General features: G+C 64.2%; 15 protein-coding genes and 1 pseudogene. 4 read left to right on the top strand and 12 right to left on the bottom strand.

Annotation, left to right across the window (positions count from 1 at the left end; all coding sequences use genetic code 11):
* A pseudogene (locus ACPYOG_RS15520) lies at positions 1-291 on the top strand (hydrolase); the annotation flags it as partial.
* A 92-nt stretch (positions 292-383) separates the two neighbouring features.
* Here the strand turns inward: ACPYOG_RS15520 and ACPYOG_RS15515 are convergent.
* The 9 genes from ACPYOG_RS15515 to ACPYOG_RS15475 all read right to left on the bottom strand — a co-directional run bounded on the left by ACPYOG_RS15515 (position 384) and on the right by ACPYOG_RS15475 (position 7,572).
* Positions 384-704, bottom strand: coding sequence for a hypothetical protein (locus ACPYOG_RS15515; RefSeq protein WP_481295077.1), 321 nt, complete (start codon positions 702-704; stop codon positions 384-386).
* Positions 701-1,015: an AbrB/MazE/SpoVT family DNA-binding domain-containing protein gene (locus tag ACPYOG_RS15510; RefSeq protein WP_481295076.1), complete on the bottom strand. Its 315-nt coding sequence runs from the start codon at positions 1,013-1,015 to the stop codon at positions 701-703. Before ACPYOG_RS15510 ends, ACPYOG_RS15515 begins: the two co-directional genes overlap by 4 nt.
* 546 nt (positions 1,016-1,561) lie before the next feature.
* Positions 1,562-2,647, bottom strand: a complete 1,086-nt coding sequence (locus ACPYOG_RS15505; RefSeq protein ID WP_481295078.1) for an ankyrin repeat domain-containing protein — start codon at positions 2,645-2,647, stop codon at positions 1,562-1,564.
* 107 nt (positions 2,648-2,754) lie between these two features.
* A complete protein-coding gene (locus ACPYOG_RS15500) occupies positions 2,755-3,255 on the bottom strand; it encodes a P-loop nucleotide/nucleoside kinase family protein (protein WP_481295075.1) in 501 nt (166 codons plus the stop codon).
* A gap of 301 nt (positions 3,256-3,556) precedes the next feature.
* Positions 3,557-4,213, bottom strand: coding sequence for a DUF998 domain-containing protein (locus tag ACPYOG_RS15495; protein ID WP_481295074.1), 657 nt, complete (start codon positions 4,211-4,213; stop codon positions 3,557-3,559).
* A gap of 853 nt (positions 4,214-5,066) precedes the next feature.
* A complete protein-coding gene (locus ACPYOG_RS15490) occupies positions 5,067-5,324 on the bottom strand; it encodes a hypothetical protein (protein ID WP_481295073.1) in 258 nt (85 codons plus the stop codon).
* Positions 5,325-5,488: 164 nt separating this feature from the next.
* Positions 5,489-5,866, bottom strand: a complete 378-nt coding sequence (locus ACPYOG_RS15485; protein WP_481295072.1) for a hypothetical protein — start codon at positions 5,864-5,866, stop codon at positions 5,489-5,491.
* 218 nt (positions 5,867-6,084) lie between these two features.
* Positions 6,085-7,014, bottom strand: coding sequence for a DUF2971 domain-containing protein (locus ACPYOG_RS15480; protein WP_481295071.1), 930 nt, complete (start codon positions 7,012-7,014; stop codon positions 6,085-6,087).
* A gap of 174 nt (positions 7,015-7,188) precedes the next feature.
* Complete coding sequence (locus ACPYOG_RS15475) at positions 7,189-7,572, bottom strand: hypothetical protein (RefSeq protein WP_481295070.1); 384 nt, start codon at positions 7,570-7,572, stop codon at positions 7,189-7,191.
* A 238-nt stretch (positions 7,573-7,810) separates the two neighbouring features.
* Here ACPYOG_RS15475 and ACPYOG_RS15470 point away from each other — a divergent pair, with 238 nt between their 5' ends.
* The 3 genes from ACPYOG_RS15470 (at position 7,811) to ACPYOG_RS15460 (ending at position 11,742) form a co-directional block, all read left to right on the top strand.
* On the top strand, positions 7,811-8,527 hold the full coding sequence (locus tag ACPYOG_RS15470) for a class I SAM-dependent methyltransferase (protein WP_481295069.1): 717 nt from the start codon (positions 7,811-7,813) through the stop codon (positions 8,525-8,527).
* Between the two features lie 654 nt (positions 8,528-9,181).
* Positions 9,182-10,963 (top strand): hypothetical protein, encoded by a 1,782-nt coding sequence (locus ACPYOG_RS15465; RefSeq protein ID WP_481295068.1) that lies wholly within the window; start codon positions 9,182-9,184, stop codon positions 10,961-10,963.
* A 137-nt stretch (positions 10,964-11,100) separates the two neighbouring features.
* Positions 11,101-11,742, top strand: a complete 642-nt coding sequence (locus ACPYOG_RS15460) for an HdeD family acid-resistance protein (protein WP_481295067.1) — start codon at positions 11,101-11,103, stop codon at positions 11,740-11,742.
* A 50-nt stretch (positions 11,743-11,792) separates the two neighbouring features.
* Here the strand turns inward: ACPYOG_RS15460 and ACPYOG_RS15455 are convergent, their stop codons facing one another.
* The 3 genes from ACPYOG_RS15455 to ACPYOG_RS15445 all read right to left on the bottom strand — a co-directional run.
* A complete protein-coding gene (locus tag ACPYOG_RS15455) occupies positions 11,793-13,787 on the bottom strand; it encodes a S9 family peptidase (RefSeq protein ID WP_481295066.1) in 1,995 nt (664 codons plus the stop codon).
* Positions 13,788-13,811: 24 nt separating this feature from the next.
* Entirely contained in the window at positions 13,812-14,582 is a 771-nt protein-coding gene (locus ACPYOG_RS15450; protein ID WP_481295065.1) for an SDR family oxidoreductase, read from the bottom strand.
* A partial coding sequence (locus ACPYOG_RS15445) for a hypothetical protein (protein ID WP_481295064.1) occupies positions 14,552-14,741 on the bottom strand: 190 nt, incomplete at its 5' end. The genes ACPYOG_RS15450 and ACPYOG_RS15445, both read right to left, overlap by 31 nt.

The raw sequence follows: 14,741 nt of genomic DNA, 5'->3' as shown, positions 1-14,741 counted from the left end.
TCGTACAGCAACACCACGGGAGACACCGCCTCCTTCGCGTTCAACGGCACCTCAGTGGCGTACTACGCGGTGAAGGCTTCCAACCACGGGATCGTCGGAGTATCCATCGACGGGGGAGCCGAAACCCTCGTCGACCTCTACGCCTCAGCGCGTGCCGGCAACCAGCTGGTCTGGATCAGCCCAACCCTGTCAGCGGGCAACCACACCCTGACGGTCCGCGTCACGGGTACGAAGAACGCCAGTTCAGCGGGCACCTACGGGGTCATCGACAGCACGGCCGTTATGCAGTAATCGGGCAACTCTGAACCGCGGTGGCCGTGCAAGCGGTCACCGCGGTTCGCTGTCTCCGGGCGTAGAGGTCGGGGGAGAGGGGAGCAGGGCAGTCACGACTCGTTACGGGTTGCGGTAGACGCGTGGTCGCCAACGCGGCGCCACCTGCAGTATTTCTCGCCGTTGATGGTGATGAGTTCGAACGTGGCGCGGCCATCGGGGGAGGAGAAGGACCAGGTCATTTCGTAGATCCCCGGGGCGCCGCGCATGGATTTGATTCGCAGCCTGGCGGGCCATCCGCTGATTGGGTTCTCGGCGAAGGCGCTGCACGCGGGTGCGAAGCTTGTGCGGACAACGTCGCGAAAGGTGGCCTGGTGTTCTGGCTTGAGGCGCCTGTAGTCGGTATCGAATGCTGGAGTGGTCTGGAACTTCACTTCGAGGCGATCGGCTTTTCGGCGAGCTCGTCGAGGGCGGCGAGGAAGTCGTCGGTCGATTCGTGCACCGTCACCTGGCCGGCGGCGACATGCGCATCGACCTCACGCTCCCGCTGCTGCCATCGCTCAGTCCAGAACCATGCCTGGTCCGCCGGCACGGCCACGGTGGGCCGTAGCTCGAGCACACCATCTTCCCGCTCGGTGATCTCCATCTGCGCGCCAGCTGCGTCCAGTCCCAGCCGACGGCGCAGCTCGGCGGGCAGAGCCACCACACCGCGGCCCTGAACGGCGACGTACCCGTGATAAGTCATGGATCCATGATACTCCGTAATGCCGTAAAGCAGTTCTGCTGCACGGCCGTCACGCTGCAAAGCGTACGTCGGTCTTGTGGTCGGCGTCATAGTCGGGTGGGCGCAGCGCTCGGAGCGGTAGCTCTGTTCCAGCAGCCCGGAGCACGCTGCCAGAGGCGGCGAGGGCAATTCCGAGCTTCGCTCAACCGCAAACGCGCGCTGACGCGATTCCGACGGGGATCACGGGTTTTGATCCGTCCTAGATCGTTGCCGGGTCGTCGCGACTGGCAGGGCGCGCACCGACCGCGTCGTACTATCTCTCCGTCGCCACCGACGGCAGGGTTTGCCTGTTGATTATGCCCGCCGACCCCTCACAGCCCTGGGCGCAGGGATGCTCAGCGCGCCTTCCATTCAGCGTCGCTGCTGGGGGATCGGGGAGTGCGCGTGCGACCACGTCTGACAGCGCAGCGCCTGCTGGCACGATTCGGATGGGATTGATTGTGATCGTGGACCCCGATTCGACTTCGCTCGTCAAATAGGCTCGAATCGGCCGGACTTCTTTTCCGTTCAGCGCCGCTCCCGCGGCCGCAGAAGCTCAATGACTTCGGGTCGATCACGGGCCAGCGCGATGTCGAGAGCTGTGGAGGCGTCGCTAGAGCGAATGCTCGGGTCTGCGCCCGCCGCGATCAAGTCGCGGATCGAGTCGCTTCGGTCGCCGTCGGCGGCATACATCAGCGCCGTCCACCCGTCGGAGTCCTGGACGTCAACCCTCGCGCCGGCATCGAGCAAGCGTTGAATGGTGGTGGTGGTGCCTGCCGCGGCTGCCTCCATGAGAGCTGTCCGGCCGGGACCGGCGTTCACGTCGGCCCCGGCGGCAAGCAAGAAGACGAATCCCCGGTCATCCTGCTCGGTGGCGGCGATGGCGAGAGCGGATCGGCCGAGCGCGTCGAGATGATCGATGTCGGCTCCGGCCGCCAAAAGCACCTTCATCGACTCGACCTGCGCGCGCCTTGCCGCCGCGTGAAGTGCCGTCGACCGGTCATGCGGATCCATCTCATCCGCAGGGGTAGGGATGGCGAGCAGTCTGGTGATCTCACCGACATCCCCGAGTTGAGCGGCTCGATGAAGCGGCAGCTCGTCCGCAAGCCACGCATCCGCCCACCGGCCCCACCGGCCTGTGTCCGGCCGACTCCCTAACGCGCTGTACTCCTCGGCAGTCGCCTGTGTTCGTCGCATCTCCACATCGGTGAAGGTGATGGCCAACTCACCTGTCGGCGCCACCAAGATCTGATATCGGAACCTTCCGTCGTCGAGTACGTCGAACTCGTACGAGAGCAACTCGGTGGAACCATCCAGCAGCCGCAGAGTAGCGACGTCGTCCGTGTCGTTGGCCACGGCGGACGCCCCCGAGAAGCGCAGCGTGATGCGAGAGAGATTCTCCACTGCGTTATCGGCTACGAAGGTGAGTTCGAAGACATCATCGGCCGCTGTCCACTCCACGACCGCACCGTCATGCACACTCGACCCGAGAAGGGCGAGTACGGATGCCGGGAGCCCGGGCCGAATCTCCTCGATGTAGGCGTTATAGGCCTTGAGGCGGTCGAGGTCCTCGTCGTCGTCGAGCGAGACCGAACTCACCCCGTACACGTGCATAGCCACGCTGTCCACCGTACAGAGCCTGCGCTCACCCCGCGACAGGAAGCGTTGCGCCGGGCGATCGCGTGGTTTTCAATTCGATCCCGGGGGAGAGGCGGCAGCCTTCACCCGTAGTGGATGATCCTGCGATCGAACAAGGACAGTTCTGCTTCGTCCGGTCTCTCAAATCTCCGCACCGATTGTTCGAGAACGTCGATCGTGATCTGTGCGGTCCCGTAGGGAAGGTCGGCGTTGCGCAGTTCGAGGCGTCGCCAGAGTTCGGAGATCCGAATGTCGAAGTAGTGCATCTCGGTTATGGCATCCGCGGATGTGGCGATGCGGCGGATCTCGTCGCGTTCTGCTCGTTTCCACGTGCCATCTTCCAGAATGATGCTCTGCCCATGGGCGAGCAGTTCTCTCCACAGGTGGTCGAGCCGCATCTGCAAACGATCGCGGATCGCGTCGAAGGGGTCGACGCCGAGATCCGCCATCCATTCATCGGTGCTGAATCGGATAGCACCCGATTGTCCTGCCAATCGACGCGCCAGCGTCGTCTTTCCGGATCCGGGCAGACCGCAGAAAAGCATAAGTACCGGCGGCCCCGCAACGTCTTCTTCGACTTTCATGATTCGTGACCACCGTATCGCGCCTTCTCGTCACCCGCCTCAACGACCACCCCTGCGGATTTTGGGGCGAGGTATTCATCGAGCGGGGGAGCCGGACGCGTTTCACGCATTCGCATTCGGATCAGGTCCGCTTCGAACTCGGCGACGATTCTGAGTGGAATGGTCCGAGCCACGGCCCAGGGACGCGTGCGCGCGAATAAGCCCAAGCTCACCCCGCGACAGGAAGCGCGGGACGCTACGCCGACATGGCGACCACACGACCAGCGAGATTGCGTGGGTAAGGCGTTGAACAGCACTCGGCTTATTCGATCGTTGAGAGGGCAGCAGTTGTGCTTCGAGCGCGCTGTACGAGCCTGACGGAGATGTAGGTGAACCAGGCGAGAACGACGACCACGAGGATGCGCTCGAACAAACCGCCTAGGTGCACCGATTCGGCAACCTTGGGCTGGGATGTCGCAAACGTGAGGACGAGCACGACGAGTGAGATTGCGCCCACGATGAGCGAGATCCGCGCTTCTGCCTTCCAGTTTGCAGTCTTGCGAAGACCGAATCCGACGATCGCGATTCCGGCGACGACCGCGATCTCACCGACGAGCGAAGCTATCGTGTGCACCCGCCGCGTGGGCGGCGCCGAGGTGAACAAGCTGACCGTGATCCAAACGAGGCTGAAAACGGTGAACGCGATAGCAGTCCACGCAATGGTCGCGTGGCTGATCACGCCGATCATGCTCCAGGAGAACGCAACCACGAACCCCAGAAGGCACAAGCCGAGGATGAACGCCGCAACATCTTCCTGCCAACCACCGGGACCTGTGCCCAGGGCGCTGATGGCCTGATCCAGCGCTGAGTAATTGGGGCGCAGTGCGCCAGCGATGAGTACGTCCCCGACGAAGAGGATCGGCCCCACGACTCCCAATGACGCGAGGGGGATCAGAAGTCTCTGCCGGGTTGTGCTCATGCAGTTATCCTCCTGAACGCAGGATCGTCAGGCTAGCTGCCACCGGATTATCCTCAGCTACTTCCGGAGGAGTACCGACGGACTGTCGGGCGCCGCCAGCAGCGATCCTGTCGGGCACCGCAGGAGAAGATTGTTGCGGACAGCAGGAGGACGAAATCGAATGGTGAGTCGTCGACCATGACCAGAAAGGATCTAATACTCCTGATCTGCGCCGCGGTGCTGTGTTCGGGCGCAGGAATGGTCGGCGCCATAGTCGTTTTGAACCGCTTGTTCGTGATTCCCACCACGGACCTGCATGTTGTGAACGACACTCAAAGGGCATACACGGTGTCGGTGTGCACGTCGGATCCCGCCATCCTGAGTCCGGGAGAGTCGACGCCAGCCTGGGCGGCTACGAATAGCCCGAATGCGTCATGCTTCATCTACGACAGGGCCCGCTACGTGGGCTGTCTGTTCATACCCGCGGCCGTTGCAAAACAGGGTGGGACCGTTCGGATCAGTCAGGTTCGACGAGCGGTTGCCGCTGACAAGTGCCCAGGGCCCTACGTCCGTTAGGTGCCTTGCCCGGCGGGTTGTGAACGGCTGAGATAGGTGAAGAACTCCGGGCAGGATGTGGGCGCATCCCGACCACGGAGGGTCTTCGTGACTCACGCCGATGCGCCCTCGACGCCGGCGGAGGGCCGTCGTCATCTTCCTGTTCTCATCGTCGATCGGGGCTGGGCGTTGTGCTGGCCGGAGCTCGTGTTGCAGGTATTCCAAAAGATCTCGGCCATAGACGATGACATCGCTTTGATAGCCGGAGAATACGGGTGCGCCGGTAGGCGCTGGCGCCGCTGGCATGTACCGATGCCCGTTAGGGGATCAGCGTTGGCCAGGTCTCGATGTGTTCGGTTGCAATTCGACTCTGATCAGAAGTCGATGCCAGTTTCGGGCACCAACCGTCGGGCCAGAAGTCGTTGTTCTCAGCGTCGAACAGCAAACCTTCCAGGGGCCAATCGAGTGCCACTCGGATGTGTTCGACGCTGTCCTTCTTGCAGTGCAGCCATCCGGTGCCGGCGGGCTGGACCGTCTCGAGTAGCCGGCGGTGGTCGGTGTTGAACTCGAAGCGCAAGCGCCGTTCAATTTGTCGAATCTCTGATGGCGTGGGTCCTTCATCAAGAAGAACATTTGCTCGCATTGAGAATTACGACGCACTCAGAAACGAACACGATCGAACGATTTCACCACCGGCTCCCGCGAAGAAGTCGGAAGGGGGCGTTTCGAGGTGAGATTCAATTAGACAGGCCCGGTCAGGAGCGATTCCACCGAAGCCGCGTCCACTCGAATCCTCCCGAAATCACCAGTCAGCTCGTAGGTGGCCGCGTCCCAGGTGAACGAATCGATAGCGCCCCAATCGCGCTCACCGGACGCATCGATCGCCGGGGGATTTCCTTGTCCCGACCAATCCAAAGAGCTCACGCTCGTGAAACGGATGAGCCCGACGCGACCGTAGATCTGGTCGCCCTGACGCGGCGGTCGCAATTCGGGATGATCCCGCGCAAATGTGAGATCGATCTCGATCTCAAGCGATCCGGGTCGCGCCGTTATCCCAAGGACCCAACTTTCCTCCAAGACGAAGTACTGCAGCGCAGGAAGTTCCGTGTAGTCGCGCATTGGATGAGGTTACCGGCGGCGGCGGCGAGGGCGTGCATCAGATGCATCAACGCCCCTTCATCCTGACATAATGTGCATTATCAGCGATCAACTTACGGGACTTGCATTAGACGCAAGAACTCCCACAAGCGCGACGATTCAACATAATCCCAGGTCCTCGCAAGAGAACTCCGGCCTTATCGACCCCGGTTCTTGCCAGTTTGTAACCGGAAGATGGGCTACTGGAAAGGGATTTCGGACGAGCGGATTTCAGGGTGCACCGATGGGTCGAACCAACCGGTAAACTTTCCCTCGAAGTAATCATGCAACGCCGCGTTGTTGTGCTCCTGGTGAACGCCAGGACCGACCCACACTTCGGTGATCGCCTCACGATTGATTGGCACGACCCAATACGGCACGAGGAGACCCATTGCATTGACGCGGAACCCAGGAACTCCCTTATCGTCGTCGCGCTTGTAGCCCTCGCCCCGGTAGTACGGCGGGATGGAGAAGAGGAGCCGGACCTCTTCCTCTTCGGCGAAGCCCTTGTCCTTGACCGACAGGAGCGCACGTGCCGCCACGGCCAGGCTGTCTACCGCGTGATGCGGCTCGGAGTCATAGCTGGTGGACGTCCGGCCTTCGGGCGCGACGTACTCTTTGATCCGCGTGAAGGCGGCTTCAACCCCGTCCGGCCCGTACGCGACTGTGCAAAACTCACTTGCTAGCTGGAAGGCTGGAAAGTCAGCGATCAACCGTTTTCGGTCGACTCCGATGGCGCAGCCGTTGTGGCCGGCATAGCCGCGCCACTGGCTGAGCTTGTCGGGATCCTTGGAGAAGGCCACTCCGAATGGTGTCGCGCCCGAGTTCACGGAGACGTCGCGGTGCTCTTGGGCGATGCGGTCCAAGATGCTCGCGAAGAATTCTGGGTCGTCGCCGTTCCAGTAGGTCTCGTTGGTGTGGCCGGGCGGAACGCAAACCCGTTCGCGTCTGATCTGCTCGGCGAGGGTGGTCACCCGGTTGAGCACTTCGTCTCTGCCATATTTAGTCTCGGTGGCGTCGTTGCAGTACCTGAGGTCACTCGCCCAGAGCTCTCCAGACGTGAAGATGTTCAGAGCGTTAGCGGTCGTGGTGTAGTGGTAGACCGTCGTGGGCACGTCGTTGTCCGTCACGAGAGCGACTGTAGTCGCGGACCGTATCTACTGGTCAGGCTGGGTTCTCGCAAGGGTGGAAGGTGCGTTCGCAGGGTTCTGCAGGACGCTCTTGCGGCTGAGGCGGATCGCCGAATTAATTAGCAGCGAAACCAAGGCGGCGCTTGTCACCAGTTGAAGGGTTACCAGGAGAATTCACGCCCGCGAGTCCCCGGGGCCGATGATGCCACCGGTCACTACCCGCCCGACACCCCACACGAACGTCGCCCCCGTCACTAGAGCGAGGAACCAGCTGGCCGGACTTCGATGCGTCATCTGCCACCACGGGCGCGGAGGGTCGACCGGTTCGCCGTGGCCCCGAAACAGGCGCGCGCTGCACACCCAGAACCCGACGACCAGCGCCAGCGATCCGAGGTCTGCGGCGACCGGATCGACGAAGGCGGGCAACACGTATTCGGTCAGATACAAATAGCCCATGAGGACGCAAAAGGAGCCAACGACGAACCCAGCGCGCCAACCGCCCACAATCCGCATGGGCTTGCGGAATGGATTCGTCTGGCCGGTCTGGGGATCCATCATCGAATACTCCCGTTCACCGCGGTTCGTGCCGCATTGTCACAGGCTACCTTCAGCAACCAAATTACCCGGCGCCCCCATGTGGGTCACCCCGCCTCACTACGCACGCGCCCCGCTCGCGCGAAATCAACTCCCTCGTCAGTGACTCCCGCTCCTGCCAGTTAAAGCACGGCACGCGACAGAACTGAGAATCCCTCTCAGCTCCCGTCTCCAAGCGAAGGCGTATGTCACGATCAGTCTCATGACTCGTGCCTACGACTCGATCGCTGAGGGTTACGCAGTGATGAACGAGACCAGCCTCCTGAACGAGTACTACAATCGGCCAGCTATCGCCGAACTCGTCGGAGATGTTGCCGGACGGCGAGTTCTGGATGCGGGTTGCGGTTCCGGTCCGATCTTTGCCGACCTGCGCGCCGCGGGCGCCATTGTCACCGGCATCGATTCGAGCGTCGGGATGCTGGAACAGGCCAAGCTCCGACTCGGCACCGACGCTGACCTCGCGGTCGCCGATCTCGGCGAGGCCCTCCCCTACGACGACAACACCTTCGATGACGTCATCGCATCGCAGGCGCTCCACTACCTCAAGGACTGGGGCCCTACGCTGGCCGAGTTCCGACGGATCCTCAAACCCAGCGGGCGACTTGTAATCTCCGAGGAGCACCCTTCGGCTACGTTCCTCGGCGACCGGCTCTCGGGGGGCAGCTCCGAATACTTCGGAGTGAGAGCCCGAACCGAAGAATGGAACATGGGCGGGCAGAGCGCACAACTGGTGTTCTGGGACCGACCACTCCACGCGATGATCGATGCGTTCGTAGCGGCCGGGTTCCGAATCGTGACGATCAGCGAACCGGCGCCTTCCTCTGAGGCTTATGAGCTGTTCCCTGAGGAGTTCGCCAACCGACCCAGCGGCCGATTCCTGGCATTCCTGCTGTTCGTCCTCGAATCTTCAAAGCTCTGAAACTAGATCATCGGAGAAGTCGTCTCAACCGAGTCGGACGCCGAGGTTGGTCTCGTAATGGGTGAGTCCCAGTCGCTGTGCGAGGCGAATCGAGCCTAGGTTGTCGTCCCGGGACCGCCACCGGGCGAACCCACCCCGCGATACTGCTTCGTTTATCGCGGCGGTCGCGACTATGCGTCCTAAGCACCTGCTTGCGGACGCGAGGCCTCCCTCTCGCTTGCGTCGCAGGGTTTGGTTTCCCACGTCGGGTGTCGGCCTTCAACGTCGAATTAGCCGTCTACTCCCACCTGCCCTGCGAGGTAGACGATATCGATGGGTGGATCGGGCTCCGCCCAAGGCGGGTCGCCGCGACAACAAGCAGGCGACCCACCGGCGCGTGCGCTCACCACGGATCGTTGCCGGTTCACCGCGTCAGCATTGACAACCCGTGAGGAAGTCGCAATGCCAACTCAGAAGAATCCTCGTCTTTTCGCGGTGAGTGTGCGCCGGTTTGCGGCACTGATCGCCATCGTCACACTAGCTTTTGGTGCTGGGCTCATGTCCTTGGCGCCGGCCAGCACGGCTGCGGAGACAAGCGGCCGCACGGCGGCGCCTGACGACGCTCACTACTGCGACGGGTGTCAGCCGCCGCTCGAGTACACCGGCGGCCCTGTCATGGACACCGAATCTCCCGAGGGCGTTGTCGTGATCCCGGTCTTCTGGAGCCCGCCCGGCGCAGACCAGTTCCCGGACGGGTACATCAACGGCATCGACCGCTATATTGCGGACGTGGCCGCCGCGAGCGGACAGCACGACAACGTCTACTCTGTCCTGACCGAGTACAACGCGACAGCGGACGGCTCGACCACTCCCCTGCGATACCGCATTACGGCAGGCTCCCCGATCGCAGATCCGTCCGCGTTCCCAGGCAACGGCTGCACGCCGGAGTCCGACGCTGCCCGGATCTGCATCACCGATCAGCAGTTGCGGAACGAACTCGCGCGCATCATCGAGGCGAATCGGCTGCCGACGGGCCTCAGTCACTTCTACCCGGTCTTCCTGCCCCCTGGCGTCGAGACCATGGATCGTGACAAGACCACTTCCGCATCCTCGTTCTGCGGGTACCACAGCTTGTTCGGGGAGGCGTCGGACCAGGTCGTCTACGGGAACGAGCCGTTCGAAGCCTCGAACTGCGACGGGGGTCAGTCCCCCAACGGCAGTCTCGCGCTGGATGGGGCGATCAGCACCCTCAGCCACGAGCTCGCCGAGTCGGTAACGGATCCGAACGCGGAATCGAGCGCATGGCTGGACCGCACCGATCATGAGATCGGCGACATCTGCGCGGACGATTACGGCACCGCGTCAGGCTCGGTCGACCCGGCGCATCCATTCACCACGGAATACAACCAGGTGATCAACGGCGACAAGTACTACACGCAGACCGAGTTCAGCAATTCGTCCTACACGCACTACGGAATGGGATATGGATGCGCCCAGAGTGAGCGCCAGGCGACCACCGATCCCGTCAGGTCGCCGCACGACATCGCCGAAGTATTCTCGGACGTCACGCCCAACACGACCGACAAGAAGGAGGCGAAGGCGGGGCTCCGCGTCACCGTCTACGACCGCGCCGGCGACCCTGTAAGCGGAGACGCCGTGAGCTTCACGGCCTACGTCGTCTCGGGTGACGGGACCTGTGGCGATTTCAGCGCTTCCGCGGCCAGGACGGACGACGCGGGCGAAGTGACGACCACCTACACAGGCTCGCCCGACTCCGTCACATGCGCACTCGTCGCCCACGAGGCGCGTGGCGGACACTCGGGGACGAGTCGCATCTATCAGGGCAAAGCCGCCGACACCGCTCCGCAGGCTTTCGCGACCTTCCCCGCCAGTCTCGAGCCGGGCGGCGCACCGCGGACCTTCACCACGACGTTCACGAACCCCACGAACGAAGACATCCGTAGCTCGCAGGTCGAGTTCGACGTCTACGCCGGCGATAAGTCGACGGTCGCCGTCGACCGTTTCGATCTTCACGTCTCGTACAGCACCCACGGTGCCGACGGTCCCTTCACGACGCTCTCCCTGCACGGTTCAACCGCGGACGGCAGCGCGATCTACGGATTCATCTCGCCCAAGAACGGTCTCACCGCTCGCGCGAACTCCAACCTCACCGTCTATTACCGGCTGAACGCCGGCCGGGGCTTGCCGACGAAGGGCACCGCTCCCCGACTCTCACTCGAGGCCTACCTCGACCAGGTGAACCCTGCAACCGGCGCAGGCACGACAATCGCCGACACGTATGCCACAGACGTTCGGCTTGACCCCCCTCAACCGTGGTACCTGAACCCGTGGCCCTACGTCGGCCTCGCCCTCGTCCTACTGATTGTCGCCCTCTGCGTCGTGCTCCTCGTGCGACGTTCGCACCGGCGGCCCGCGGCGGAGCCTCGAGGGCTATGACGCCGTGTGTGTGATGGCTTCTCGCTTCTCCCCCGCTGGCCGCACCCACGATTTTGCCGTCCTGACAACGCACGTCTTGAGCGCTAATGTCAGCATCAACCGCCGCCCGGCGGCCGCTTCGACGAAGGGATGCCGCGATGAGTGTCAACGATCCGACCGACCCGTTACTGCATGAGTTCTCCCTCGACGCGCGGAACATGACGCGTGCCGCCATCAACGCTTTCCGGACGACGCTCGCCGTCAGCGGAGCGGTCGCCCTGATCCTCGGGATCGTCCTGCTTTTCTGGCCCGAGAAGACACTGTCGGTGCTGGCCGTCTTCCTCGGAATCTACTTCCTGATCGCCGGCATCATGCGCCTGGTCGTCGGGATCTTCACCCGCGGGATGCGCGGCGGCCCACGAACGCTGAGCATCATTCTCGGAGTCCTGCTCATCTTCGCCGGGATCGTCGCACTGAAGAACGTCTCGGCCGCCGCTGTCACGCTCGTGATCTTCGCGATAGCCTTCATCGGCGTCGGCTGGATCATCGACGGCATCATGGCGCTGGCCGAAGCCGGTCGCTCCGCGTCGTCCGGCTGGTCGATCACGTTCGGGATCCTCAGCATCATCGCCGGGATCGTCGTCCTGGTGCTGCCGGCGTCGTCCGCGGTGTTCCTGCTCTTCTTCGCAGCGATCGCGCTCATCGTGCTCGGCATCATCGGGCTCGTGCGCGCCTTCACCTTCGGGCGGGACGTCCTGAAGGCGACCGAGGGGCCGACCACGGCACCGCGCGTGGCATAGGGAAGGACGCAGCGCGGCCCCGCTCGAGCGATCGGGCGGGGCTGTCGCTGTCAGCTGTGGTTGCTGCGGCTGGGGAGGTGGCGAGCCCACCAGTCCAGGATGATGTCGAAGCGCTCACGACGATGCCGCGGACGTCCGCTGCGACTCAGTTCGTGGTCCTCGCCCGGGAAGATCACCAGCTCCGCCTCGACACCGTGACGCTTCAATGCCGCGTAGTACCGCTCGGCCTGGCCAAGCGGGCAGCGCAGGTCGTTCGCGGAGTGCAGCACCAGCGTCGGGGTTCGCACCCGATCCACGACGGCCTGCGGGCTCTGCGAGCGCATCAGGTCCGCATCCGTTCCCGTGTACTCGTCCGCGAAGAAGCTGCCGATGTCGCTCGTGCCGATGAAGGCCTCCGGATCGAGGAAGCCGCGTTCGACGATCGCCGCCGCGAAACGGTGGTCGTGGGCGATCGTCCAGGCCGTGAGGTAGCCGCCGTATGAGCCGCCCATCACCCCCACCCGTGAACCGTCGAGGCCCGGAACCCGCGAGATGGCGCCGTCCAAGAAGTCGAGCACATCGGCGAGGTCGACCGTCCCCATCCGCTGCCGAATCACGCGCCCGTGCGCCTGGCCGTAGCCGGCGGACCCACGCGGATTGCACATCACGACCGCATAACCCGCCGACACGTACACCTGGGCCTCGTCGAACAACGCGTGCGTGTACGACGCGAACGGCCCGCCATGGATGCTGAGGAGCACGGGATGCGGACCCTCGCCTTCCGGCACGAGAACCCAGCCGTGTACCGGGTAGCCGTCGCGGCCGACAATGGTCAGCTCCGTCGGGGTGACGATTCCCTCACCGCGCAACGGCGCCGAGAAGTCGGTCAAGTGGCGGAGGCCGTCCCCATCCACGACGGCGACATCGCCCGCTGTCCGCGCGTCGGCGAACGCGACGGCGACGATCTCGCCGGCCGCGCCCGCACCACCGACGACGGTGTGTTCATCTGTGAGGGTACGGCTCTCCCCCGCTGCGGTCACTTCGGTCAGCACGAGCGCTCCCCGGCGCCGGTCGAGCACGAGGACCGAGTCGTCACGGTACGGGGTGATGGCCGACTCCGTGAAGTCCACCGTCTCGGGATCGGTCAGCAGCCGCGGTGCGCCACCCGCCGCATCCACGACATACAGCGCCGTGTTCCTGGCGACGAAGTCGCGTCCGCTCTCTCCCAGGTCCTGAGCCGTGAAGAACAATCGGCCATCGGCCGTGTACTGCGCGGCCAGGACACTGAGCGAGCCGTGCCGACCGGTCAGATCCGCGGCCTCTCCCCCATCGACGGACACCAGGTAGACGTCGGAGCGCAGGTCGACATCGCGGCCGGCGTGACGCGCCGAGACGAACGCGATGCTCCGGCCGTCCGGCGAGAACGCGATCGACTCGTCATCCCACGGTCCGACCGTCAGCTGTCGCGGCTCGGCGACACCCGTCGCCGTGCCCGTTGAGCCGTCCGGCCACGGCGCAGGCGGCGGGACGGGTGCAGCGGACACATCCGGCACGGGCGCCACGAAGACGTGGGCGGGCCGGTCGATCGTGTAGCCGACGCCATTCGCCTGATATTTCAGCGTGTGGATGCGTCGGGCCCGCTCCCCGCTCGGGTCGATACCCTCGACGGTCCCGTAGCGACCCTGCTCGGGCTCCCGGCTGACGAAGGCGAGCGTCCGGCCGTCCGGCGACCAGGCGAACTCGCTCACGCCCAGTGTCCGATCCGTCACAGCGACAGGCTCTCCCCCGGCCGCGTCCACCACGTGCAGCTGCGGCGGGCGCTTGGGCTCGGCGCGCAGGAACGCCAGCAGGCGCCCGTCGGGTGAGAACTGCGGAACCGTGTCCCGGAATCCGCGCGTCAGCAGCCGCGGTGATGCATGCCCGGTCAACGGGACGGTCCACAGCTGGCCGACGGTCGCATCCGCCTCGAGCGAGGGATGTGCGACAGCGACGACCGCCCGGCCGCCGCTCGGGTGCACGGCGGGCGCTCCGACGCCGACGAGCAGGTCGAGGTCGGTCGCCTTCATACGGCTATCTTCATTCGGCTACCGTCACTCGGCGGCCGGAGCGAAGCTCGACACGTCCCCGACGAGCCGCGTGTGGTCGGCGGGGACGGGGTCTACGACCGCCGAGGCCACCTCGGCCGCGAACTCCCCGACGTTGTACAGGCGACCTGCCGCCTCCTTGCGTGCGTCGATGGCGCCCGGGTTGAGCCGGTTCAGCAGCGTCGCCGTGATCGTCCCCTCGATCATGTCGCCGGAGACGACGACGAACTCGATGCCCTTCTCGGCAAGGGTGGGAAGGAGCGCGCGCAGCGCATCCTCGCCTGCCCGCTTGCTCAGTGCGACGGCCTCGTATTCGGGCATCGTGGGCGTCGTCTCGATGAAGTGCGCCTGGTGGCTCGTGACGAAGACGACGCGGGAGCCCGCGCCGAGCAGCGGAAGCGCTGCGGTGAGCGTGCTCACCTGGGCGTCGCGGTTGAGCTTCATGGCGTAGTCCTCGGCCATGCCGGACTCCATGCCGCCCGAGGCGTTGAGCACGAGGATGTCGAGGCCTCCCCACGCCTCCTCCACTGTCCGGAACATGGCCGCGATCGAGTCGGCGTCCGTCAGATCGGCGCCCACCGCTATGGCGGTGCCGCCCTTCTCGGCGATGGAGTCGACGAGCTTCAGCGCCCGCGCCTCCTTGTTCCGGTAGTTGATGACGACACGTGCGCCGGCCTCCGCGAGATACTGCGCGGTGTCGGCGCCGATTCCGCGCGACGAGCCCGTCACGAGGGCGCGTTTGCCCGTCAGCGAACCAGGGGAAAGGGGATGTGCCACGAATGCTCCTCGGCGTCGATGTCCTGCACCCTGAGACTACCAAGTGGGTTGGATGGGCCGTCGGGCGTACCTGCTACCGTCATATCAAGCAGTGAAAGGGGGGACGTCATGGACATCACGTCCTTCGCCTGGATCGTCTGGCTCGTCCTCATCCTGGTC

This window comes from Leifsonia sp. HAY1-4F (assembly GCF_056755275.1).
Note: the sequence above shows the minus strand (reverse complement) of the source record. Positions and strands in the feature narration are given on the sequence as shown.